16 protein-coding genes are annotated in these 23,495 nt (G+C 55.4%); 11 read left to right on the plus strand and 5 right to left on the minus strand.

The window, feature by feature from the left end; translation table 11 throughout:
- The first annotated feature begins 146 nt into the window (after nucleotides 1-146).
- Complete coding sequence (locus HNV11_RS12960; RefSeq protein WP_171740066.1) at nucleotides 147-1,646, plus strand: helix-turn-helix domain-containing protein; 1,500 nt, start codon at nucleotides 147-149, stop codon at nucleotides 1,644-1,646.
- A gap of 197 nt (nucleotides 1,647-1,843) precedes the next feature.
- Here the strand turns inward: HNV11_RS12960 and HNV11_RS12965 are convergent, their stop codons facing one another.
- On the minus strand, nucleotides 1,844-4,111 hold the full coding sequence (locus tag HNV11_RS12965) for an aconitate hydratase (protein WP_171740067.1): 2,268 nt from the start codon (nucleotides 4,109-4,111) through the stop codon (nucleotides 1,844-1,846).
- A 293-nt stretch (nucleotides 4,112-4,404) separates the two neighbouring features.
- On the opposite strand from HNV11_RS12965, the gene HNV11_RS12970 reads away from it, so the two are divergent.
- From HNV11_RS12970 to HNV11_RS12990, 5 genes are all read left to right on the plus strand, one after another.
- Nucleotides 4,405-4,878, plus strand: coding sequence for a CHRD domain-containing protein (locus HNV11_RS12970; RefSeq protein ID WP_171740068.1), 474 nt, complete (start codon nucleotides 4,405-4,407; stop codon nucleotides 4,876-4,878).
- Between the two features lie 535 nt (nucleotides 4,879-5,413).
- Nucleotides 5,414-8,116: a type I DNA topoisomerase gene (topA, locus tag HNV11_RS12975; RefSeq protein ID WP_171740069.1), complete on the plus strand. Its 2,703-nt coding sequence runs from the start codon at nucleotides 5,414-5,416 to the stop codon at nucleotides 8,114-8,116.
- A 177-nt stretch (nucleotides 8,117-8,293) separates the two neighbouring features.
- Nucleotides 8,294-8,794 (plus strand): DUF4440 domain-containing protein, encoded by a 501-nt coding sequence (locus HNV11_RS12980; protein ID WP_171740070.1) that lies wholly within the window; start codon nucleotides 8,294-8,296, stop codon nucleotides 8,792-8,794.
- 63 nt (nucleotides 8,795-8,857) lie between these two features.
- Nucleotides 8,858-9,565 carry an SIR2 family NAD-dependent protein deacylase gene (locus HNV11_RS12985; RefSeq protein ID WP_171740071.1) on the plus strand — a complete coding sequence of 236 codons (708 nt, stop codon included), beginning with the start codon at nucleotides 8,858-8,860 and terminating at the stop codon, nucleotides 9,563-9,565.
- A 91-nt stretch (nucleotides 9,566-9,656) separates the two neighbouring features.
- Nucleotides 9,657-10,382 carry an endonuclease III domain-containing protein gene (locus HNV11_RS12990; RefSeq protein WP_171740072.1) on the plus strand — a complete coding sequence of 242 codons (726 nt, stop codon included), beginning with the start codon at nucleotides 9,657-9,659 and terminating at the stop codon, nucleotides 10,380-10,382.
- Here the strand turns inward: HNV11_RS12990 and HNV11_RS12995 are convergent.
- From HNV11_RS12995 to HNV11_RS13005, 3 genes are all read right to left on the minus strand, one after another.
- Nucleotides 10,379-11,098 carry a hypothetical protein gene (locus HNV11_RS12995; RefSeq protein WP_171740073.1) on the minus strand — a complete coding sequence of 240 codons (720 nt, stop codon included), beginning with the start codon at nucleotides 11,096-11,098 and terminating at the stop codon, nucleotides 10,379-10,381. The genes HNV11_RS12990 and HNV11_RS12995 overlap by 4 nt on opposite strands.
- Nucleotides 11,099-11,186: 88 nt before the next feature.
- A complete protein-coding gene (locus tag HNV11_RS13000; RefSeq protein WP_171740074.1) occupies nucleotides 11,187-11,684 on the minus strand; it encodes a hypothetical protein in 498 nt (165 codons plus the stop codon).
- A gap of 19 nt (nucleotides 11,685-11,703) precedes the next feature.
- Complete coding sequence (locus HNV11_RS13005) at nucleotides 11,704-12,732, minus strand: OmpA family protein (protein ID WP_171740075.1); 1,029 nt, start codon at nucleotides 12,730-12,732, stop codon at nucleotides 11,704-11,706.
- 382 nt (nucleotides 12,733-13,114) lie between these two features.
- Between HNV11_RS13005 and HNV11_RS13010 the strand changes: the two genes are divergently transcribed.
- The 3 genes from HNV11_RS13010 (at nucleotide 13,115) to HNV11_RS13020 (ending at nucleotide 17,651) form a co-directional block, all read left to right on the plus strand.
- Complete coding sequence (locus HNV11_RS13010; protein WP_171740076.1) at nucleotides 13,115-14,776, plus strand: hypothetical protein; 1,662 nt, start codon at nucleotides 13,115-13,117, stop codon at nucleotides 14,774-14,776.
- A gap of 182 nt (nucleotides 14,777-14,958) precedes the next feature.
- Nucleotides 14,959-15,978, plus strand: coding sequence for a threonine aldolase family protein (locus HNV11_RS13015; RefSeq protein WP_171740077.1), 1,020 nt, complete (start codon nucleotides 14,959-14,961; stop codon nucleotides 15,976-15,978).
- A gap of 74 nt (nucleotides 15,979-16,052) precedes the next feature.
- Nucleotides 16,053-17,651: a carbon-nitrogen hydrolase family protein gene (locus HNV11_RS13020; RefSeq protein ID WP_171740078.1), complete on the plus strand. Its 1,599-nt coding sequence runs from the start codon at nucleotides 16,053-16,055 to the stop codon at nucleotides 17,649-17,651.
- Nucleotides 17,652-17,683: 32 nt separating this feature from the next.
- Here the strand turns inward: HNV11_RS13020 and HNV11_RS13025 are convergent, their stop codons facing one another.
- Entirely contained in the window at nucleotides 17,684-18,820 is a 1,137-nt protein-coding gene (locus tag HNV11_RS13025; RefSeq protein ID WP_171740079.1) for a DUF819 family protein, read from the minus strand.
- A gap of 205 nt (nucleotides 18,821-19,025) precedes the next feature.
- Between HNV11_RS13025 and HNV11_RS13030 the strand changes: the two genes are divergently transcribed.
- Complete coding sequence (locus tag HNV11_RS13030) at nucleotides 19,026-22,076, plus strand: SusC/RagA family TonB-linked outer membrane protein (protein WP_171740080.1); 3,051 nt, start codon at nucleotides 19,026-19,028, stop codon at nucleotides 22,074-22,076.
- A 15-nt stretch (nucleotides 22,077-22,091) separates the two neighbouring features.
- The gene (locus HNV11_RS13035; protein WP_171740081.1) at nucleotides 22,092-23,474 is read left to right on the plus strand and encodes a RagB/SusD family nutrient uptake outer membrane protein; all 1,383 of its coding nucleotides are present in this window, start codon (nucleotides 22,092-22,094) and stop codon (nucleotides 23,472-23,474) included.
- The last annotated feature ends 21 nt before the right edge of the window (nucleotides 23,475-23,495 follow it).

The following is a 23,495-nucleotide window of genomic DNA, read 5'->3' on the forward strand; positions in this document are numbered from 1 at the left end:
TTGCGTTCTGCACAAATAAAGAGAAAACGGATTCGTGACCAGACTTGTCCGCTTGCTGAATTCCTATTCCCTTTTCAGCCCGCCTTCCCGGTGGGCTTTTATTTTCTTATCTTTACAGAAGCTAAGTCTTCTTACGTTAGTCCCTCTTGAATCTGCCCGCTGATCATATTCGCTTATTATTTGGCCTGAAACTTCGCCAGCTACGACTTGATAAAGGTCTGTCGGCCAGCGACCTGGCGCAACAGTCCGGTTTATCTGTTTCGTATATTACGGAGATTGAAAAAGGCCGCAAATACCCCAAAGCCGATAAAATTTCTGCGCTGGCCAATGCCATGCAGGTCGACTATGATACACTGGTTTCGCTGAAGCTGAGCAAAAAACTGGAGCCAATTTCAGACCTGCTGCGCTCCAAGTTCCTGACCGAAATTCCGCTGGAGCTGTTCGGCATCGACCCTTCCGATCTGCTCGAACTGCTGGCCGAAGCGCCAGCCAAAGTCAGCGCCATGATTCGGACTTTCATGGACATTGCCCTGAGCTACAACATGAGCGTTGAACGGCTGTACCTGGCCATGCTTCGCTCGTATCAGGAATTGCACGATAATCATTTTCCGGATATTGAAGCCGATGCGGATCGATTCCTGAACGAGTTTGCGCCCCTGAATCAGCCCGTTACGGAAGCGCTGCTGGCCAATCTGCTCAAAACGCGATACGGCGTCCATATTGAGCAGTTTGACCCGCTTACGCAGCCCGAACTGAATTCGTTACGCTCGGTTTTCCGGCCGGAACAACGTACGCTCCATCTGAACGCCGGCCTGTCGGCAGAGCAGCGGGCGTTTATCTTGGCCCGGGAGGTAGGCTTCCACTTTATGGCGCTGAAAAACCGACCGTATACATATTCGTGGGTCGAAGCCGAGTCGTTCGAGCAAATTCTGAACAACTATAAGGCTTCGTATTTTGCCGGGGCTATTCTGATCCGGCGCGAGGTTCTAGTTACCCGGCTGACCGAGCTGTTTTCGCAGGAAACCTGGAATAACGACGCGTTTCTGCAACTTATCGCCGACTTTGGGGCAACGCCCGAACGCTTCTTTTACCGGCTCAGTAACGTGTTGCCGAGCCATTTTGGCATTGATCAGCTGTTTTTTTATCGCTTCAACAATACGGTCGGGCAAACGACCTTTCAGCTGACCAAAGAGATGCACCTTTCGCGGCAGCAGGGACCGCGCGGTATGGTCGATGAGCATTTCTGCCGCCGGTGGGTGGCCCTGACCATTCTGCAGGAACTCCAGTCGCTGCAACTGAACAAAGCTTTCGACGGGACTCTTTGCCGGGCGCAGTTGTCGGAATATGCCGGCTCGGGGCATCAATACCTGATTGTTTCGGTAGCTCATCCCTTTCAGGCCGTTACGCAGCAGAACATGAGTGTGTCAATGTGCTTTGCGGTCAACGACGCCCTGAAGAGCAAAATGAAGTTTCTGCGAAACTGGCCCCAGAATCCGGTGTTAACCAATGTACCGCACCGGGTGGTGAATGAAGCCTGCGAACGTTGCGGCATATTTGACTGTCGCGAGCGCGTGGCCGCCCCTACTGTCCTGCAGAAGAAACGGCAGTTTCTGGCTATGAAACAGGCCATGAACCGGCTTCAGTAATTAGATCATCGGGTGTCATTTTAAATGTGACCGATGAACAACCTTCCGGCCACAGCACCTGATTTTCCCGTCGTTTTCTGCGGATCGGTGGTCAGGTTATAGAAGGCTACCGACGACAGAACTTACCGGCTAAAAAGAAACCCGGTGAGCCATGACTTTGGCTCACCGGATTATTTAATCGGAGCAGTAGGGCCGCCTTACGCGTTCTGCTTCATCCGGATGATGTTCAGAGCCGCACCCGCTTTGAACCACTCAATCTGGCCTTCGTTGTAGGTATGGTTCGCCAGGAACGTATCCGTGGTGCCGTCGGCATGGTTCAGGACGATTTCGAGCGGACGGCCCGGCGCAAACCCGGTCAGGCCGTTGATGTCGAACGTATCGTCTTCCAGAATCTTGTCGTAGTCGGCCGGGTTGGCAAACGTCAGCGCCAGCATCCCCTGCTTTTTCAGGTTCGTTTCGTGAATCCGGGCAAACGACCGGACCAGAATCGCCCGAACGCCAAGGAAGCGCGGCTCCATGGCTGCGTGCTCGCGCGACGAGCCTTCGCCGTAATTCTCGTCACCTACCACCACCGAGCCAATACCAGCGGCTTTGTAGGCCCGCTGCACAGTCGGTACGGGCCCGTACTCACCGGTCAGTTGATTTTTCACGCTGTTGGTCTGCTCATTGTAATAGTTCACAGCCCCGATCAGCATGTTGTTCGAGATATTATCCAGGTGGCCCCGGTACTTCAGCCACGGACCCGCCATCGAAATATGGTCGGTCGTACACTTGCCTTTCGCTTTGATCAGCAGTTTCAGCCTTTTCAGGTCGGTACCTTCCCAGGCTGCGAACGGTGCCAGCAATTGCAGACGGTCCGACGTAGGGCTAACGATCACCTGTACACCCGAACCATCTTCGGCCGGGGCCTGATAGCCTGCGTCCTCAACAGCGTAGCCTTTTACGGGCTGTTCGATACCTTTCGGCTCGTCGAGCTTCACCTGCTCACCGGCTTCGTTGGTCAGCGTGTCGGTCATGGGGTTGAACGTCAGGTCACCCGCAATGGCGAGAGCCGTAACGATTTCGGGCGAAGCCACAAACGCGTGGGTGCTGGCGTTGCCGTCGTTCCGCTTGGCGAAGTTCCGGTTGAACGACGTAATGATCGAGTTCTTACGGGTCGGGTCGTCCATGTGCCGCGCCCACTGCCCAATGCAGGGACCGCAGGCGTTAGCCAGTACGACACCGCCCATGTTCTCAAACGTTTGCAGCAGACCATCGCGCTCGGCGGTAAACCGAACCAGTTCCGAACCAGGCGTAACGGTGAACTCCGAACGTACTTTCAGATTTTTGCTCACGGCCTGTTCTGCTACCGACGCCGACCGGGTCAGGTCTTCGTAGCTGGAGTTGGTGCAGGAACCAATCAGACCTACTTCCAGCCGCTCGGGCCAGTTGTTTTCCTTGACGGCTTTGGCGAAGTTCGACAGCGGCCAGGCCAGGTCGGGGGTGAACGGACCGTTGATGTGCGGCTCCAGCTCTGACAGGTTAATTTCGATGAGCTGGTCGTAGTACGTAGCCGGATCGGCATAGACCTCGTCGTCGGAGCGCAGGTGCTGCTTGACGCCTTCGGCCGCTTCGGCGATGTCGGCGCGGTTGGTAGCCCGCAGGTAATCGGCCATTTTCTCATCGTAGGCGAAGATCGAAGTCGTTGCCCCAATTTCAGCGCCCATGTTGCAGATCGTGCCTTTCCCGGTTGCCGACAGACTTTCGGCTCCTTCACCGAAGTATTCAACGATGCAGCCCGTTCCGCCTTTTACGGTCAGGATACCGGCCACGCGCAGGATGACGTCTTTTGCCGACGCCCAGCCGCTGAGCTTGCCGGTGAGTTTTACGCCGATCAGTTTCGGCATTTTCAACTCCCAGGCCAGACCGGCCATCACGTCGCAGGCATCGGCTCCACCCACGCCAATGGCAATCATTCCCAGACCACCCGCGTTGGGCGTGTGCGAATCGGTACCGATCATCATGCCACCGGGGAACGCGTAGTTTTCAATCACCACCTGGTGAATGATGCCCGCGCCGGGTTTCCAGAACCCAATGCCGTATTTATTCGAGATGGACGACAGGAAGTCGTACACTTCTTTGTTCTTGTTTTTAGCAACGTCCAGATCCTGATCGGCACCAACTTCAGCCTGAATCAGGTGATCGCAGTGTACCGTTGACGGGACCGCCACCTGCGGCCGACCCGCCTGCATAAACTGCAGCAGGGCCATCTGCGCGGTTGCGTCCTGCATGGCTACGCGGTCGGGCGCAAAGTCCACGTATGCTTTTCCCCGTTCAAACGCCTGCGTAGGCGTACCCGAGAAAAGGTGGCTGTATAAAATTTTCTCCGACAGAGTCAGCGGTTTACCCACTGCCTGCCGGGCTGCTTCGACGCGTTCGCCAAGGTTGGCGTATACGCGCTGAATCATATCGACATCGAAAGCCATAATAAAATGAGATAACGGTTACTGAATGAGGGTACCTAGTTGAACAACTAACAAAAATGCGGAATGGATTCCGGCTGCGCGCCAAAATTAGAAGATTCTCGTTCGTTTTGGAAATATTCTGACCAATAGCCGTAAAGCAGCCGGACAATCGTAAACAGTGAGACCGTTTTCTCAGTTTTAACCACGACCTGACAATATGCGGTCTATTTCGCCATTTTACCTATACGAACCGCGTTAACCGTCTCCGTTGCAGTTGCTGTTTTCGGAAAATTAGCGCTTAGATTTTATGTTGTATGAACAAAAAAAATACGCTCCTTTCCCTGACAACCCTGCTAGCTTTGGGGCTGTCGTTCACGGCCTGCATGACCGAGGACAACGAAAACCCAAACACCATTTCGCCGATTACCCGGCTGACGGCCACGCTCAATGGGGTCAGTGAGAAACCCACCTCAACCACGTCGCCGGCAACAGGGACGTTTGTGGGCAACCTCAACACCACAACGCGGGTGCTGAGCTATACGGTTACGTACCAGGGATTCCCGGCCAATGACCAGCCCGTAGCCGGTCACCTGCACAAGGTTACCCAGGCGAATGGCACTGGCCCGGTCGATATTCCATTTCCGAGCCTGACGTCACCAATTATCGCAACCACTTCGCCACTGGCTCAGTCTAAAGTCGACAGTATGCTGGCGGGTTTCTACTACGCCAACATTCATACGCCCAGGTTTCCGGCGGGGGCCATTCGGGGCGATATTAAACGCCGGTAACGGACGCCATCCGGCAATCAGAAGCCCGGCCAGTCAGGCCGGGCTTCTTTTTTCCAGTACGCGAAAACTTTTCAGCGTTGCCTGGCGGCCAGACGTGTCGGCCAATCTGCTTCTATGCTCACTGGCCTGTCGGCACCAACCATGTACCTGTTTCCGGTAACGGCGTTCGTAATACCATCATACCGACCTGGTAGCTGCTGGCAGACAGGTATTAACCCAAATCGGGAATTTTATAAAGTAATAAGATGCCGCAAAACCGTAAATTTTATATTGACTAACCCAATCCCTGGCAACGGCTTAAAATCTGGAAAATTTGCTCATTTATAGACTTTTCATTCCTGATTGCCGAACGTTGCGATGTAACAAACTGTTACTTATTTATAACCAATCCACTGCTTTTACGATACGTTGCCTACCTTGTCCATTTGCACAAGTCAAGGCTTTTGCGTCTATATTTGGGCCGAACGCGTATGTATTTGCGGAGGAAAGGCAGTGGACATGCGTCCCGGAGTACTCATCAACCTGAACACCGATTATGTCGAAAAACTTAGTCATTGTGGAATCGCCGGCGAAGGCGAAAACCATTGAAGGCTATCTGGGCAAGGATTTTACGGTAAAGTCCAGTTTCGGTCATGTACGCGATCTGCCTAAAGATGGGCTGGCCGTTGACGTGACCAATGGCTTCCAGCCGTCTTACGAAATTTCGCCCGATAAAAAGAAACTGATCAGTGAACTGAAGTCGCTGGCAAAGTCGGCCGAAGAGGTCTGGCTGGCGACGGACGACGACCGCGAAGGAGAAGCCATTTCCTGGCACTTGAAGGAAGCGCTCGGCCTGCGGGACAATACGAAGCGGATCGTTTTTCGGGAAATCACCAAAAATGCCATCCTGAATGCCATCAAATCGCCCCGCACGATCGACGTAGACCTGGTGAACGCCCAGCAGGCTCGGCGCGTACTCGACCGCCTGGTTGGCTACGAACTGTCGCCGGTACTCTGGCGCAAAATCAAAGGCGGCAGTACAGGGCTGTCGGCGGGGCGGGTTCAGTCGGTGGCGCTGCGGCTCGTGGTGGACCGGGAGCGCGAGATCGACAAACACCAGTCGAAGTCGTCGTACAAGGTGACGGCTCAGTTCATCGTGGACGGCAACAAAGTCCTGAACGCCGAACTACCGAAGAACTTTGCGACTTCGGGCGAAGCCAGAGCGTTTCTGGAAGCCTGCATCGGCGCCACGTTCAGCATCAAGAATCTGGAAACCAAACCAGCCAAGAAGTCGCCCGCACCGCCCTTTACGACCTCCACGCTGCAGCAGGAAGCTTCACGCAAGCTGGGCTACTCCGTGGATCGTACAATGCGGATAGCGCAGAACCTGTATGAAGCCGGTAAGATTTCGTATATGCGAACTGACTCGACCAACCTCTCGCAGGAGGCCGTTGACAAGGCAAAGCACGAAATCGAAACGGAGTTTGGCCCCAAATACGTCCAGACCCGGCAGTTCAAGACCAAGAATGAATCGGCGCAGGAGGCTCACGAAGCCATCCGGCCAACCAATTTCAACGATCGCCATGCCGGGGGCGACCGCGACCAGAAACGGCTCTACGAGTTGATCTGGAAGCGCGCGATTGCCTCGCAGATGGCTGACGCCCAGCTCGAACGCACAACTGTTACCATTGGTATCCGCTTCGCGGGCGGCACCACCGCTACGGTACAGGCTCACATTGACGACAGTCCGTTTGTTGATACGCCCGCACCAGCCGCCAAAGCCAGTGGCTCGTTCCCTGGCGAACTTGTGGCGCAGGGTGAGGTGATTAAGTTTGACGGTTTCCTGCGAGTTTACCTCGAATCGAAAGATGACGAGGACGACGAAGACGCGAAAGGGATGCTGCCTCCGCTTCGCATCGGGCAGGACCTGAACCTCGGCCAGATGAAAGCCACCGAGAAGTTCACCCGTCCGCAGCCGCGCTACGCCGAAGCTTCGCTGGTGAAGAAACTGGAAGAAATGGGCATTGGCCGACCATCGACCTATGCGCCAACTATTTCAACCATCATCAACCGGGGTTACGTCATCAAACAGGACAAACCCGGCCAGGAGCGCAAGTTCACCGAGTTCACCCTTCAGCGCAACCAGATCACCGAAACGAGCGGCAAGGAAACCTTCGGCTCGGAGAAAGCCAAGCTGTTTCCGACCAACACGGGTATCGTTGTCAATGACTTTCTGGTCGAATATTTCCCCGACATCGTGGACTTCAAGTTCACGGCGACGGTCGAGAAAGAGTTCGACGAGATTGCCGACGGCCGGATGAACTGGCAGAAGATGCTGGAAGAGTTTTACGGCGACTTTCACAAGAATATCGAAGAGATTCAGGGCTCGTCGGTAGTATCGTTCAAGACCGGTGCGCGCGAACTGGGTACTGATCCCAGCTCGGGTAAGAAGGTATCCGCCCGGCTTGGTAAGTACGGCGCTTATGCCCAGATTGGCGAATCGACCGACGACGAGAAGCCGCAGTATGCCAACCTGCGCGAAGGGCAGTTGATCGAAACCATCTCCCTGCAGGATGCGCTCGATTTGTTCACGCTGCCGCGCGAAGTGGGTTTCTTTGAAGATAAGCCCATGACAATCGGCATCGGCAAGTTTGGTCCGTATGTGAAGCACGACGACAAATACGTATCGCTGACGCGCGAAGACGATCCATACACGATAACCCCCGAACGCGCCATTGAACTCATTCAGCAGAAGCGGGCCGAGTCAGTGAGCGAATCGCTGGGCGAGTTTGAAGGGAAGCTCGTTACGACCGGCAAAGGGCGGTTTGGCCCTTACGTAAAGTTCGAAGATAAGTATATCTCGATTCCACGGAATGAGTCGCTGGCGGGGCTGACGCTCGAACGGGCCGTTGAGCTGATTCAGGCCAAGCGCACGGCCGAAGCCAATAAGTTCATCAAAGAGTTTCCCGAGCGCCCGGAGGTCAAGATCGTCAACGGTATGTACGGGCCGTATCTGGCCGTCGGCAAACGTAACGTCCGGATTCCCAAGGATGTCGATGCGGCTTCGCTTACGCTGGAGGAATGCCTGAAACTGGCGGGCGACGAGCCAGCCCCGGCGGGTAAGACAACGGCTAAGAAAACCACGGCCAAAGCTACCGAGAAAGCGCCGGCCAAGGCAGTAGCTAAAAAGACCACCACTGCTAGTGGTGCGGGCAAAAAAGCGACTACCACACGCACGGCTACGGCCAAGAAAAAATAGTCTGGCCGTATATCATATATAGAGTTATCAAAGAGCCGCTTATCACTGGTAGGCGGCTCTTTTTTTACCGTTTAGTAAGTGCGCGTAGGCGTTCTATAGAATGAGTAGAAATACGGTTGATTTTGGGTGCACGGTACATAAACTTTCGTGTATTGTTAACCGAACTCCTATTCTGCCATGAAAGCAAATCTGTTTCTACAATTCCGTAGGAGCCTTCTGGCTCTGGTATGGGTAGCTACGCTAACGCTCGGACTAACAGCAAGAGCACAGAACACTACCTCGGCCGACGAACAGGCAATTCGGAACCTGGTGGCCCAGCAAAACAACGGCCAACGGATTCCGTATACGAGCGAGGGTATATTCTGGTCAGGCGCTTATCCGCGTCCTGTCAGAATTGGGAAGCCGGAAACCGAAGACGAGAAAGCGATCAACGAGCGTATGCGTAAACGTACAAACCAAAAGAGTGCATTTAACATCGACCGATTAGTCATAGCTCAGTCGGGCGATATAGCCTACGAGTACGGTACCGGATCTCTCAGTTTTGATGATGCCGATAATAAGCACGTCAGTCATGAAACCGGGTACCTGCGGACCTGGCGTAAGCAGAATGGTGAATGGAAAGTTGACCTCATGTTTATTCGTCCAATGGATTCGGGTATGACAGCGTTCAAAAAGTAATTTTTGCTTCTAATACAAAGCCCGGCAAACCTTGTTTGCCGGGCTTTGTATTACCTTGTGTTCATGAAACAGAAAGCCAAACTTGTTGTTTTATCGGGTGCCGGCATCAGTGCCGAGAGTGGAATTCCGACCTTCCGGGCATCGGACGGGCTCTGGGAAAATCACCGCATTGAAGACGTCGCCACGCCCGAAGCCTGGCAGCGTAACCCCGATCTGGTGCAGGAGTTTTATAACCAGCGCCGAAAACAGGCGCTTACGGTGCAACCCAATGCGGGGCACCTCGCCTTAGTTCGGCTGGAGGAGCAATACGACGTAACGGTCATTACGCAGAACGTCGATAATCTCCACGAACGGGCTGGCTCGTCGAAGGTGATTCACCTGCACGGCGAACTGTTCAAAGCCCGCAGCACCAAAGACGAGTCGCTGGTGTACGACATCGAGGGCTGGGAAATTAAAAAAGGCGATTGCTGCGAAAAAGGATCACAGCTTCGCCCTCATATTGTCTGGTTTGGGGAGGCTGTCCCGATGATGGATGTTGCGATGGATTTCACCGAACAGGCCGATATTTTTATCGTAGTGGGCACCTCGCTCAACGTCTATCCGGCGGCTGGTCTGGTGTACAGCGTCCGGCCGGGCGTACCCATTTACGTCGTAGACCCGAATACGCCCGCTATGCAGCGACGGAACAACGTAACGTTCATCGCCGAACCCGCCACCATCGGCCTGACCCGGCTGGCCGACCAGTTGCTCTCTGAACCCAGGCCCGTCTAGGCAGACTCGGAGCAGACGGGTTTAATTATAGAGTGAAAGCAGAAACATTCCGGCCGGGGTCGGGTTCAGCAGAAACGTTTTCTGTTTCTGTATGCAATTCGATTCCAACCCTGCCGCTCGAACCCTCGACGCCCACCAGCGACTCAATGAGTTTTACGGTGTCCAGGCCATTTACGGCCGCGCCGACCCGATGCACGAACTTATCGGCACCATTCTGTCGCACCGCACGACCCATGCCAACGAGGTCACGGCCTACCGGACCATGCGTGAACGGTTTCCGACCTGGGAGCAGGTTCGTGACGCGCCCCTGCCCGATCTGATCGACGCGATCCGGACGGCCAACTATCCGGAGGTCAAAGCGCCCTACATCCAGAACCTGCTGGCGCATCTGTTCCGCGAAACGGGCGCGGCCAATATTGATTTTCTGAACGATCTGTCGACCGAAGATGCCATGAAATGGCTGACCGATTTGCCGGGTATTGGTCTTAAAACCGCGACCTTACTCCTGTTGTTTAACTTTCAGAAGCCCGTACTACCCGTCGATACACACGTGCATCGGGTTACGCAGCGGCTGGGTTTGATTGGCCCAAAAGTCAGCGCGGAGAAAGCCCACGCCCTGCTGCTGTCCTACCTGCCGCCGGATGCCGGGGTTCTCTTTAACTTCCATAAGCACTTTTACTGGCATGGGCAGCGGATCTGCACGTGGTATACGCCAAAATGCCCGGACTGTGTGCTGCGCGATACGTGCGATCATTATCAGTCGGGCGGGAAAACCGCCCTGAGCAGTACGCCCGTCCGAAAGGCACGTACCGGCTAATTCCTGGCCCGGTATTTACGCTCGTAGAACCCCTGCGCCTGATCGACCCAGTTGTCGCGCTCAATCCGGCCGGGAAAGAATTCGATGATTTCATTCACCTTATTGATATCTTCTTTGGTGAAGTTCGCAATCTGACGGAACGTATAAATGCCGAGGCTGTGCAGTTTCCGCTCTAGAAACGGCCCAATGCCTACAATATCCTTCAGATCGTCGGCATCGGCAGCCGTAGCCCGGCCAATCCGATCAAAATTAAGCTCATGGGCGCGGGCGGCTATCCGGTTGAGAACGGCCGCTTCCGAACTGTCGGCTAAAGGGGTTGTGGCAGCCACCGGCACCGGCATGGGCGGTAAGACGGTAGGTACTTCCGGGATTGGCGCGCCGAGGGGCGGCACTTCTACGGGAATCGTCGTACCCGACAACGACCCGGCCGGAACTGGCACTTCGCTGGCATCGGGCGTTTCATCCTGATCGAAAGCGGGCAACAGCGGATCAGCCGCTGCGTCATCCGGCGTCACTCGCCCCGCTGCCCCTGCTACTTTCGAGCGACGGCATTCTTCCAGCTCGGCTTCTTTACTGGCAATGGTCGAACGTAGGGTCTTGATCTGGCCGCTGAGCATCAGCCTACCCAGCCCCCAGCCCACCAGAGCGGCCAGCGCCAGTAAAATAAATAGTTCAGCAACAGCTATCGCAGGATTTGACGGATCGAGTCCAAACATGATGGGTAGTTAGGTTAGAATAGTGTAGTTTATATGTCCGGAAATACAGAAAGCCGCCACAGGCTTTCAGCCAATAGCCGCAATGCCTTTACTCTACCCGGCGTTTAGCCAGTTCGGCCGACTGCCCGACCCAGTTGTCGCGCTGGATACGACCAGGAAAGTATTCGATAAGATCGGTCACTTTGTCGATATCTTCCTGGTTGAAATGGGCAATCTGCCGAAACGTATAGACGCCGATCGCGTGGAGTTTTTTTTCCAGAAACGGTCCAACCCCCACAATCTGCTTCAAATCATCGGCTTCTGTGGCGTCAGCCCGGCCAATCCGGCTCAAATCAAACTCACCGGCCCGGGCACGGATGCGGTTCAGCACGATTATCTCGTCGGTATTGATACCGAACCCGGATATCGGCCACCGCTGGCATTCCTCAATGTCGCGCTCCGTAATGGCCAGGTCGTCCTCCAGCTGCCGAACCAGGCTCCGTTGCGAAATATAGCCAATAATAAAGCCCAGCACACCGGTAACCCCCAACATAATCAGGTGCTGCATGGGCGCATCGGGCAGGTTAAGTGGATTTAAGTCAAACATGCTTGTTGGAGTTTAGAAATTAATGCACGACTACCGTTACGCGCCGGTTGGCTTTACGTCCGGCGAAGGTAGCGTTGTCGGCTTTGGGCTGGGTTTCTCCTTTCGCATCGACGGTAATCTGACCGGACTCAATCCCCGATTTCCGCAACTGGGCTTTCACCTGATTGGCCCGGTCGCGGGAAAGCCGCAGGTTTACCTCATCGGGGCCAGAATTGTCGGTATGGCCCGTTATCAGCAGCTTTTTGGTTCTATTCTTGGCCAGATACTTCGCAGCTTCGTCGAAAAACTTCTGGGTTTCAGGCGTCCGGATATAGGTCGCGCCACTGAGCGGAAAATACAGGTCAATCGGCTCAAAGACCGACGTAAATTTCTCAGCGGCTGCCAGTCCTTCTTCGGTTGTTGGCAGGGCCGCCGTTTCCGAAACAGGGGCGCTGGCCGTCGCGATGGTGGTGGCAACGGTCGTCGTCGCCACGGCCGGGCTGGTTCGGGAGGTTGTATCGGTAGCTGCCGAATCAGCCGGCGCCGGACTGGCAAACGTAAAGGCGAGGCCGCCATAGAGTGAATCCCCCTGCGGAGTAAACATCAGGTCGCTCTGCTCAACGCCTTTTGTTAGCAATGATGCGGCCGGAACGCCGTGCTGCACAAAGTATTGTTTGAGGCCTTCGGCCCGGGCCAGTCCCAGACTGGCAAACGGGGTGGAATTAGTTTCGGCGGTGGTAAAGTAGCCGATGATGGTCAGCACCCGGTCCGGGTTCGCTTTGAGATAGGACGTCAGCGAGTCGAGCGAACCGCCTAAGCGATTCATGCCCGCAAGCGCACCCGATCGGGCAAAGGCGAAGTTCCCGGGCAGCGTCAGCAGAAACCGATCGCTGTCGGCAATGAGCAGCCCCTCCGGCCCTACGGCTGGGGGCAAATCGGCCGCGGCTGTTTCTGACGTCGGCAGCGCGTCGTCCGGACATACCTGCTTTATCCGGCAGACATGCCACCAGATTGAGCCGATCATCCAGAGGACGAGCAGAATGACCCAGGGTGTTTTGCTGGTGAACATAAGTAAGGGTGGAGTTTAAGAAAGTTGCCTTCCGGGCCTGAGCATCGGGGTCAGCCTGATTCAGCGCAGAACCATGGCTGAAATAGCCTGAAAGCGGCCCAAAAATACAAGTAAGCACTACAAATGCAAGAGTGTTTATGCGACCTGCCTGCCCACTCCGCAATGAGATACCGGGCTGAGGTTTTTCCGTTTTTGTCAGAACCGCTGCGCTAGCCGCTGATCCACCGCTGCTTCCGGTTCCGTACTTGGTCCGGACGTGTCTTTTAATAAGAATTAGCAACAATAAGCCCTCCTTTGCGTAAATTTAGCCTGATTTCAGAACTACTGCCAATCACGTACCTGCTAAAAGCAATCGGCACGAACAGGTAATTTGTACTTGACAATGCGAGGTCAGCGCTCTGCCTTTTTTATTCTTAGCGTTTCACTGGTGGCCGTTGGTCTGTGGACCTGCCAGCCCGAGGAGCTGGCCGGCACCGGCCCAATAGGAGCGGAGGACCCTTCCAACCTGCCCTCCTATCTGCCGGCTCCATCGCTGCCCCCACTCAGCCACCCCTTTACGTATCAGGTTCCGGCCCGGCAGTCGCCCTGGCCCGATTATAACGCCAGCCGCATCTACGATAAGGTTGTTGGACCAACGTCGGTGCAGGAATCGCCGACGCTGCAGCTTGAGGTTCGTAAAGAGTACGGCGCGTCGATTCAGATCCGCGACAAAGTGACGAACCAGCCGCTGATCAACTTTTATGACCTCGGCCGCGAAACAGGCATGACCTCGTACGGAGGTCCCCGCAGCTTCGCCGACGACTCTCCGCGCTGGAAAAATATCGGCTATAATCCGCTGCAGGCCGGCGACGACGGTATGAACCCCTCGCCTATTCTTTTCCACGGGTTCATCAACGGCTGGATTTACACGAAGGCTCAGTGTCTTTCGTGGGCCCACCAGGATGCCCGGTTATTACCGTTTTATTATGAGCAGTGGGTGCGCCTGGATGGTAACAAAGTGCACGTACGGGTACGACTGACCCACGAGCGCCCCGACAAAACCTTTTACGGTGCCGAAGAGCAGGAATGGCCGATGATGATGATCAACGGCGCCCGGAAGGTGCATTTCTATAACGGTTCGTCGCCTTACACCTACGACAAAACAACCGTAACGGACGGTATTGAAACGAAACGTTCCGATGGCAGCTATCTCCTGCATCAGGGGACACCCTTCGGCCTGACGGAACCCTGGCAGGCGGTTGAATTTGGCGCCAACCCCGATGGCGTGCCGCGCCTGATTGGGCTGTACTGCTCGGATTATTTCTGGGCGAACTACACGGTAGCGGGAGTGGCAGCCGCCGAAACCTGGGAAGGCGGTAACACCCATACCTATACCAGCAACCGCCCGATGGCGCACCTCGACAGCGATAACACCTGGCACAAGGAATACACGTACATTGTTGGCACTGAACAGGAAATCCGGGATTACGTGTACGCCCAGGAGCGGATAAACCGCCCCGATTTTATGTTCAATCTATTTAACGGCCGAAGCGGCTGGGTGATCATCGACGGAGGATTCGATCAGAAAGAGCCGTTCGTTACCAACAACTGGCAGGTCACGTTTACGGGCAAAACTGAAAACGGCCTGACCAATGCCCGGGGCACCAAGCTCGTTTCCCCGACGGGCAGCTGGAAGGCCAGCAGTTTCCAGGACGTGTATATTCGGATGGCCTATTCCGGCCGGCCCGGCTCACCCGCCCAGCAGCAGTTGCGCCTGACCTGGCTTCTGAACGGTCAGGCACCCGATGGGGTCGACGACACCTTCCCCACGCAGAACAGGCTCCGGTTTCCACGCGGAGTTCGTAAACCAGCGGAGCAGTCGGTTCCGCTCACGGTTTTCAACGACGGCAAACTGCATACTTACAAAATCAGCTTCGCCGGTCATCCCATGTGGAAAGACATTATCCAGCGCTTTGACATCAACCACCCGGATACACCGTCTTTTGTCGCGCCGGGCGAGGTGATCACCCTGGCTTATTTCGGCTACCGCAACCCCGGCAACTGAGCTTCGCCGGGCTTTTTCATCCCGTTTTCCAGGCGGGAACGTCCCAAGCCATCGAACAGCGGGGCGCCAGGTGCGTTCCGGTCTGTTATTTTCGCCGATGGGCTGGTTACCCAACGCGCGTCGGGTGTTAACTTGCGATAAAATTTGCTCTTTCTGAATCGGCCCAGGCCGCTTGTTTCTTCATGATTATTGATCTCCGCAGCGACACAGTAACGCAACCTACGCCCGCCATGCGCGAGGCTATGTTTACCGCCCAACTGGGCGACGACGTCCTGGGCGACGACCCCACCGTCATTGCCCTCGAAGCTAAAGCAGCCGCTATGTTCGGCATGGAGGCTGCCCTGTTCTGCGCCAGTGGCACGATGACCAATCAACTCGCCATCCGTACGCATACCAAACCAGGCGACGACGTCATCTGCGACGTTCTCTCGCACGTGTACCAGTACGAAGGTGGGGGCATTTCGGTGAATGCCCTGGCCTCGGTCAGCCTGCCCCAGGGCGAGCGCGGCAAACTCACGCCCGATCTGATCCGGGACTATATCTACAGCCCGGCCGATCCGCACAAACCGCTGTCCCGGCTGGTCGTGCTGGAGAATACGGTCAACAAAGGGGGTGGGTGTTATTACACCGTGCCCGAAATTGCGGCCATCCGGCAGGTCTGCCTCGAAAACCGGCTGATTCTGCATCTGGACGGTGCCCGGCTTTTCAACGCGCTGGTCGAAACGGGTGACCCCACCGAAGCCTACGGGCAACTGTTCGATTCGATCAGCATCTGCCTGTCCAAAGGGCTTGGCTGCCCGGTTGGATCCCTGCTCATCGGCAAGGCCGACATGATCCGGCAGGCCCGGCGTTACCGTAAACTCATGGGCGGAGGCTGGCGGCAGGCCGGTTTCCTGGCCGCAGCCGGTATCTACGCCCTCGACCACCACGTTGACCGGCTGAAGATCGACCACGCCCGCGCCCGCAAGATCGGCGCGATGCTCGAACGCCTGCCCGAAGTTGAGGAAATTCTGCCGATTGACACCAATATTGTGATTTTTAGGCTTTCGGCAAACCACTTAGCTGCCGATTACGTTGAGAAATTAGCCGCAAAAGGTATTCGGAGCGTCACCTTCGGTAAACACCTTGTGCGTTTTGTGACGCACCTGGATCTGACCGATCAGATGATAACCGAACTGGAAACCCGATTATCAGAACGGTGACGGGTGTGATCCCGACCAGGGCTACGATCTTAATTTAATCCGCGCACACACCCGGCCGCCTTCAGGAACAGACTATGCATATACAAACCAGAAATTTACAGAAGGAAGATTATCACGACCTCAAGGAAACCATGATTGAGGTCTATAGTGGTATTGGCGGGGATTACTGGCCGAAAAGCTCAATTACCAAACTGCTCAACCTGTTTCCGGAAGGTCAGTTCTGCGTCGAGGTCGACGGCAAGGTCGTAGCCATTGCGCTGGCCATCCGGGTCAAATACGACAACTTCGGTGATAACCATACGTACTTCGAGATTACGGGGGGATATACCTTTAAAACCCACGACGATTTGGGCGACTACCTCTATGGTATCGAGGTGTTCGTGCATCCCGACTACCGCGACCTGCGACTTGGCCGGCGGCTTTACGATGCCCGGAAGGAACTCTGCGAGCAGCTGAACCTGAAGGGAATTCTGGCGGGCGGCCGGATTCCAAATTACCAGAAATTTGCCGACGAGCTGACACCCCGCGAGTATATCGCGAAGGTGAAACAGAAAGAGATTTACGACCCGACGCTGACGTTCCAGTTGTCGAACGACTTCCACGTCCGGAAAGTCCTGCGCGGCTACCTGCCCGGCGATACCGAATCGAAGGAGTATGCCACCCTGCTGGAGTGGATCAACATTTATTACGTTGCCGAGAAAGACAAAAAGCCCCATACAGATTCGATTATCCGGCTGGGCGTAATCCAGTGGCAGATGCGGCTGTTCAAGAACCTCGCGTCGTTTCTGGATCAGGTAGAGTTTTTCGTGAACGCCGTGAGTGACTACCGGGCCGACTTCATGGTTCTGCCGGAGTTTTTCAACACGCCCCTGATGGCCGAATTCAACGACCTGCCCGAGCCGGTCGCCATCCGCAAACTGGCCGACTTTACGCAGCCGGTGCGCGAAAAGCTTTGTGAGCTGGCTATTTCCTATAACGTCAACATTGTGGGCGGCAGCATGCCACTGGTCGATGAAGACGGCAAGCTCTACAACGTAGCGTACCTGTGCCGGCGCGATGGCTCCTTTGAAGAATACCGCAAGATTCACATCACGCCCAACGAGGTGAAGCATTACGGCATGGTTGGCGGCTATGAAATCCGGGCGTTCGATACGGACTGCGGTAAGATTGGCATGCTGATCTGCTACGATGTCGAATTTCCTGAACTGAGCCGGATTCTGGCCCAGCAGGGTATGCAGATTCTGTTCGTACCATTCCTGACCGACACCCAGAACGGCTACTCGCGGGTGCGGCACTGTGCGCAGGCGCGGGCTATTGAGAATGAGTGTTATGTAGCTATTTCGGGCTGCGTGGGCAACCTGCCGAAAGTGCATAACATGGATATCAACTTTGCGCAGTCGGCCGTGTTTACGCCTTCGGATTTTCAATTCCCAACCAACGCGGTGAAGGCCGAAGCCACGCCCAACACCGAAATGGTGCTGATTGCCGACGTGGATCTAAGCCTGCTGAAAGAGCTGCACGAACATGGTTCGGTTCAGGTACTGAAAGATCGCCGGACGGATCTGTATGACGTAACGCTGAAGAAAGTGGCCCGCAAAGCCCTGAAAAAGAAGAAAGAATCGGCGGATAACGACCCAGAAGAGGTCGCGCCCCTGATTGTCGTATCCGAATAAGTGAAAAGGGGTGGCCCGGGCCACCCCTTTTTTTATCGCAGCAGTTCAGCCAGCAGAATCCCCAGATAGGTACCAATGGCGTTGCCGAGCGTTCCGACTAGTACGGCCGGAAGCTGCAGATCCGGACGGTTCAGGCTGCGGGCCAGCGCCAGCGCCGACGTAGCCCCGCCGATGTTGGCCTGCGATGCAATACTCAGCACATCCCAGTCCTGCCGGAACACCGCCCCGACGCCAAACAAAATACCGGCGTGAATCAGCACCAGCAGGAGAATCATGCCGAACAGCACGAGGGCCAGCTGCCCGTCGCGCAGCAGTGCCGCTACGTCGCAGTAAGCGCCGATGACGGCCAGAAAAATATAAACGCCGAACAAACCCAGGAGTCGGCTGCCCCGCAGGCGGTTGACAATTCGGAACTGCGCCAGCACCAGCGCGAGGGTAGTCAGCACCAGCACGAACGGCAGGGCTGGAACCCGTACGGCCAGTTGCCGGGCGAGAAATATCGATCCCAGCCCCAGTGCCAGCAGCAAGGCAAGATCGGCGGGGCTGATCGTTTCCGCATCGTCATAAGCGGTAGCCTCTACGGAATGAACCGGTTCACTGACCGTTGGCAACTGCCGGGGAAAGCGTCGTTGCAGAAAATGCGGCAGCGCAATGGTCGCAACCATCCAGAGGGCAGTCACAATATTGTCGGCGGCCGTAGCTGCAATGAACAGATTCCCGACTTTTGACACACCGTAATGCAGGGCAACAGCGTGGAAGTTAATGCTTCCCCCGATATACGTTCCGGTAAACATCCCCGCCAGGGCATAAAACAGGCTTCCTATTGTCTGGGGAGCGTCAAACAGCCACACACTGACCAGCACGCCAATTATCGTTCCGGCCGATCCCGTCAGAAACATCGTGAGCATGGGCAGCCCCGCCCGACGAAGGTCCTTCAGGTTTACGTTCAGCAGCAGCAGAAACAGAGCTAACGGAGCCACATAATCGAAGATCCCGGTATAGACCGGCACCTCACTGGTGGGCAGAAGAGTCAGGTTTGCCTCAAGCGCCGTCAGCAGAATGACCAGTAAGGCCGTGCCAATGTGACGGAAACCCGGCTTCTGGGTAAGCCATTCGCAAACCACAACGTTCAGGCAAAGAACAAATACGATAAATACAGAGTCAGCCACGGCGAAAATCCAGATTATGTCCAAAAACACAAGTACGGGCTTCTTGACCGTAAAAATGCGCTTTGATCCGATCCTTGTAAACAAAATAAGACTTCACCCTCTATCAATACGATAAGATAATCTATAAGCCCTGTATAGAATAGCAAAACAATCTCTACTTTGCATCCATATTTTTCTTATAAAATCACAAAAATTTATAACCCAAATGAACCGAAAATTACTTGTATGGCTATGGCTGTTTTTCGGCCTTGCCGGAACTGCCCTTGCGCAGGAACAGGCAGTCACCGGGCGCGTAACCGACGCCCAGGGCGCCCCCATACCGGGGGCCAGTGTTGCGCTGAAAGGCCGGACTATTGGAACCAATACCGACGCCAACGGAACCTACCGGCTCAATGTACCGGCTACGGGTACGCTTGTTTTCAGTTTTATTGGGTTTGCCACCCAGGAAGTAGCCATTGGCAATCGCACCACCATTAACGTGCAGCTCACTGAAGGTAACCAGCAGCTCGAGGAGGTAGTCGTAACGGGTCTGGCGACGAGTGTCAAACGCTCTAATGCGGCCAACGCGGTCAGCAGCATTGGCGCCAATCAGATTTCGGGCGTCACCAAACCACAAACCGTCGATGGAGCGCTGAACGGCAAGCTGCCGGGCGTCAACATCACCGCCAACAGTGGCGCACCAGGCGGAGGTTTTTCGGTCAAGCTGCGGGGTATATCGTCCGTAACCCAGGCTTCCGAACCGCTCTACATCATCGACGGCGTGTATATCGACAACTCGCAGTTTAATACGGGGGCCGGCACGGGCTCCTTCAACCGGGCTACTGCGCAGACAACCGGCACGCAGGACCAGGCCTCTAACCGCATAGCCGACATCAACCCCGAGGATATCGAGAACATTGAAGTTTTGAAAGGTCCGTCGGCGGCAGCCATCTATGGAACGCGGGCCAACGCCGGGGTCATTCTGATTACGACCAAGCGTGGTAAAAACGGTCAGACAATCATCAACTTCGGCCAGGATCTGGGGTTTGCGGAAGTTAACAAGTTTGCCGGAATGGCCGCATCGCCCTGGAACGCCGAGAAAATAAACAATGGTGTTTTCCTGATCAGCAATAAGGCCATGGCCGATCTGTATGCCGCAGCCGGGGGCAACCAGGCCAGACGGTATGATTATGAGCGCGAGATTTACGGTCAGAAAGGCCTTCTCCGCAACACAAAACTGAACGTATCGGGCGGCACCGACCGACTGCGCTACTACGTGAACGGGAGCGTTCTGAGCGAAGATGGCGTCCAGAAATACACGGGTTTCAAACGAAACTCCTTCCGGGCCAATATTGACGCCAAGCTGTCGGACTTCATCGACATTTCAACCGGCTCAAACTACGTCAACTCCTCCTCATCCCGTTCCTTCAGCGGCAACGATAACAATGGCGTTTCGCTCGGGTATAACCTGGCTTATCTGCCCCCCTGGCTCGAACAGCACCAGAACGCCGACGGCACTTACCCCGCCAACCCCATTACAGGTCAGAACCTGTTTCAGGTCGTAGACCGAATGCGGAACACCGAGCAGACCAACCGGTTCATCCAGTCGATGAACGTTAATTTCTACCTGCTGAATGAGAAAAACCACCAGCTGAAATTCGCCGTAACGGGCGGGATCGATTATATCCTCAGCGAAGCGCAGGCCTATGCCCCCAGCGACATGCAATACTTTGTGGGCGCCGGGCTGGGCTATTTTGGCGCGGTTCGCAACACAACCAATCGCAGCCTGAACACCAACATTCAGGGGTTTCTGGTCGATAACCTGCAGCTGAACGGCGACCTGAACTTTACCACCTCAGTTGGTACGGTACGGCTCACCAACAGCCAGCGGCAGTCCTATATTGAAGGGCGGGGCCTGAAACCCGGCCCAAACAAAAATCCCAATACGGCCGACACCCGGGTAACGGATACCTATTACCTCGAATCGCAGGACGTGGGCTACGTGGCTCAGGAAGAAATTAACTGGAAAGATCGCATCATCGCAACCGGTGGCGTGCGCTTCGACAAGTCCAGCCTGAATGGCGATAATAACAAGCTCTATACCTTCCCCAAAGCATCCCTGGCGATCAACGTAGCGAACTTTGGTTTCTGGACATCCAGAGAGCTGGTTTCGTCGCTGAAACTCCGGGCGGCCTACGGCCAGACGGGGCGTTCGCCGAGCTTCGGCAATACATTTACGTCGCTGACGAACGTCTCTATCGATGGCAAATCAGGCGTGACGGTTCCGCTGCAGCTGGGTAATGCAACGGCGAACCCCGAAACGGCCAGTGAGATCGAGACGGGCGTGGATATTGGCTTTCTTAACAATCGCCTGACGCTGGAAGCGACCTATTACGACAAACGGGTTCTCAACTTTCTGTACCAGTATCAACTGGCCCCCAGCGTTGGCGCTACGCAGATCAACGCTTATCCGGTGGGCGATCTTCAGAACAAAGGAATTGAGCTGAGTCTGAATGCTCAGGTGTTCAAAAAGGCCGGTTTAAGTTGGAATTCGACCCTCAATTACTGGTTCAACCGCACGAAAGTTACGCGCCTGGCTGTGCCAAGCTTTACGGTTCCCTCGTCGGGATTTGGTGGCTTCGGCACGAACCAGATTCTGAAGCCCCGGGACGGGCAAACCTTTTCGCCCACGGCCTGGTATGGCTCGCCTTACGACGCCAACGGTAACCCAACGGCCTATAACGACTTCCAGCCCCGTTTCAACCTGTCGACCTACAACATGGTTACGTTCCTCAACAACTTCACGTTCGCGTTCCTGCTGCACTGGAGCTACAAGAATTACAACGCAACGCTCAATCAGGAGCTGATGGACGAAGGCGGCACCACGCCCGACTGGCTGAACAAAGATAATCTGTATCAGGCCGAGCGGGTGGCAGCCGGACTGGGCGACGGCAGTGCGTATAATGGCGTCGCCCGGATTGCCGGTTCGCCGGGCGTAACGACCCGCCAGTTTGTGCAGGATGCCTCGTATGTCAAGCTGCGCGAGCTATCGTTGTATTACACGGTTCCGCGGGCGTCGTTCAACAAACTGTTCGGCAACACTGTAAAAGGTATCCGGCTGGGCGTATCGGGTAACAACGTATTTGTCTGGACCAAGTATGTAGGTTACGATCCCGAGGCTTCCCAGTTCGGTAACCGGCCCATTGGCGCTGGCGTTGACCTGCTGTCGTTTCCGGCATCGCGCCGATTGTTTTTCCACCTGAACTTCACATTCTAACCCCCGACCATTGCCATGAAACGCAATAAATTTCAGGCATACGCGCTCCTGGCTGCCCTTTCGGGTGGGCTTATGTCGTGTGGCTTCTTCAAGACCGATCAGGTCATCGACCCCAACAACATTGCCGTTGTTACGTTCATCAACAACCCAACCCGCGATCAGATCAATCTGATGGCCGTTGGCCTTCAGGCCGCTCCCCGAAACGGCTACCTGGATATGATCCGGATTACGGCATCGGTCGGGCGCGAGGGCATCTATTCGGCCTCTACCGACAACCGCTATTTCACCGAGATTCTGGGGACCACCGCAGCGGCCTATGGCGGAGCCAATGATCCGAATGGTATTTTCAATACCTATTACACAAGCTTTTCGAGCACCCGGCGGCAGGCCGAATTTTTCAGCATGGCTGCTCAGAGTTCGTCGGCCCTGACCGAAGCAGAGAAAGCAGGCGCCAAAGGCTTTGCCCGGACCATTCAGGGCTACGCCATGCTGAATCTGCTGAACATGCAGTTCAACAACGGCATCCGCTCAGGCTACACAGATCTGAATTCGCCCGGCGACCTGCTCAGGCCGCTTAAATTCACAAATTACGCCAGCGGGCTCGACCTGGTGATCGCCACTCTGAACGAAGGGGCTGCGTCGCTGGATGCCGCAGGCCCTACCTTTTCATTCGCGTCGGCGTTTACCAGCGGATGGGCAGGCTTTACGACCCCGACCGACGTGAAGAAGGTCAACCGGGCGTTTGCCGCCCGCGCGTTCATGTATAAGCAGGACTGGGCCAGCATGCTTACCGCCCTCAACCAGTCGTTTCTGAACCTAAGCGGGAGCCTGTCGGTCGGGCCGAAATTCAATTTTGCGAACGCGCAGAACGATATCGCCAACACGCTCTTTCAGAATCCGGATGCGAACGGCGCACCTTATGTCTTGTTCGACGAGGTGGTGACGAGCGCCGAGCCGGGCGATACCCGGATTGCGGCCAAAACCCGCCGACGGACCAGCCCTCGTTCGTCGGGCGGTATTGTGTCGAACTATGAACTCCAGTTATATCCGACCAATGCATCGCCGATCAGTATTATCCGCAACGAGGAGCTGGTTCTGATGTATGCCGAAGCTAAAGCGCAGACTGGTGATCTGGCCGAGGCCATACGGGCGATCAATATCATTCGAAGCTCGGCAGGCCTTTCGGCCTATAGCGGAGCCAGCACCAAAGACGCGCTCATCAGCGAAATCCTGAAGCAGCGTCGGTATTCGCTGCTGTTTGAAGGCCATCGCTGGTTCGACGCCCGCCGGTACAACCGGCTCGGAACGCTGCCGAATAGCACGGCTCCCTACAAAGTGTTTGAGAATTTAGTACGGCCGAATGCCGAAACGCAGTGGGAGCTGGCTAACCCGCTGTAGAACGGCGCTTCGCTTACGTAA

Origin of the sequence: Spirosoma taeanense (assembly GCF_013127955.1) — a bacterium.
Classification (GTDB): Bacteria; Bacteroidota; Bacteroidia; order Cytophagales; family Spirosomataceae; genus Spirosoma; species Spirosoma taeanense.

Bases quoted from the DNA above. Each gene is read 5' to 3' on its own strand.
- HNV11_RS12990 (WP_171740072.1), top strand. From the start codon at position 9,657: ATGCAATTCGATTCCAACCCTGCCGCTCGAACCCTCGACGCCCACCAG.
- HNV11_RS12965 (WP_171740067.1), bottom strand. From the start codon at position 4,111: ATGGCTTTCGATGTCGATATGATTCAGCGCGTATACGCCAACCTTGGC.
- HNV11_RS13035 (WP_171740081.1), top strand. From the start codon at position 22,092: ATGAAACGCAATAAATTTCAGGCATACGCGCTCCTGGCTGCCCTTTCG.
- HNV11_RS13020 (WP_171740078.1), top strand. From the start codon at position 16,053: ATGCATATACAAACCAGAAATTTACAGAAGGAAGATTATCACGACCTC.
- HNV11_RS13010 (WP_171740076.1), top strand. From the start codon at position 13,115: ATGCGAGGTCAGCGCTCTGCCTTTTTTATTCTTAGCGTTTCACTGGTG.
- HNV11_RS13000 (WP_171740074.1), bottom strand. From the start codon at position 11,684: ATGTTTGACTTAAATCCACTTAACCTGCCCGATGCGCCCATGCAGCAC.
- HNV11_RS12970 (WP_171740068.1), top strand. From the start codon at position 4,405: ATGAACAAAAAAAATACGCTCCTTTCCCTGACAACCCTGCTAGCTTTG.
- HNV11_RS12980 (WP_171740070.1), top strand. From the start codon at position 8,294: ATGAAAGCAAATCTGTTTCTACAATTCCGTAGGAGCCTTCTGGCTCTG.
- HNV11_RS12995 (WP_171740073.1), bottom strand. From the start codon at position 11,098: ATGTTTGGACTCGATCCGTCAAATCCTGCGATAGCTGTTGCTGAACTA.
- HNV11_RS13015 (WP_171740077.1), top strand. From the start codon at position 14,959: ATGATTATTGATCTCCGCAGCGACACAGTAACGCAACCTACGCCCGCC.
- HNV11_RS13005 (WP_171740075.1), bottom strand. From the start codon at position 12,732: ATGTTCACCAGCAAAACACCCTGGGTCATTCTGCTCGTCCTCTGGATG.
- HNV11_RS12985 (WP_171740071.1), top strand. From the start codon at position 8,858: ATGAAACAGAAAGCCAAACTTGTTGTTTTATCGGGTGCCGGCATCAGT.
- topA (WP_171740069.1), top strand. From the start codon at position 5,414: ATGTCGAAAAACTTAGTCATTGTGGAATCGCCGGCGAAGGCGAAAACC.
- HNV11_RS13030 (WP_171740080.1), top strand. From the start codon at position 19,026: ATGAACCGAAAATTACTTGTATGGCTATGGCTGTTTTTCGGCCTTGCC.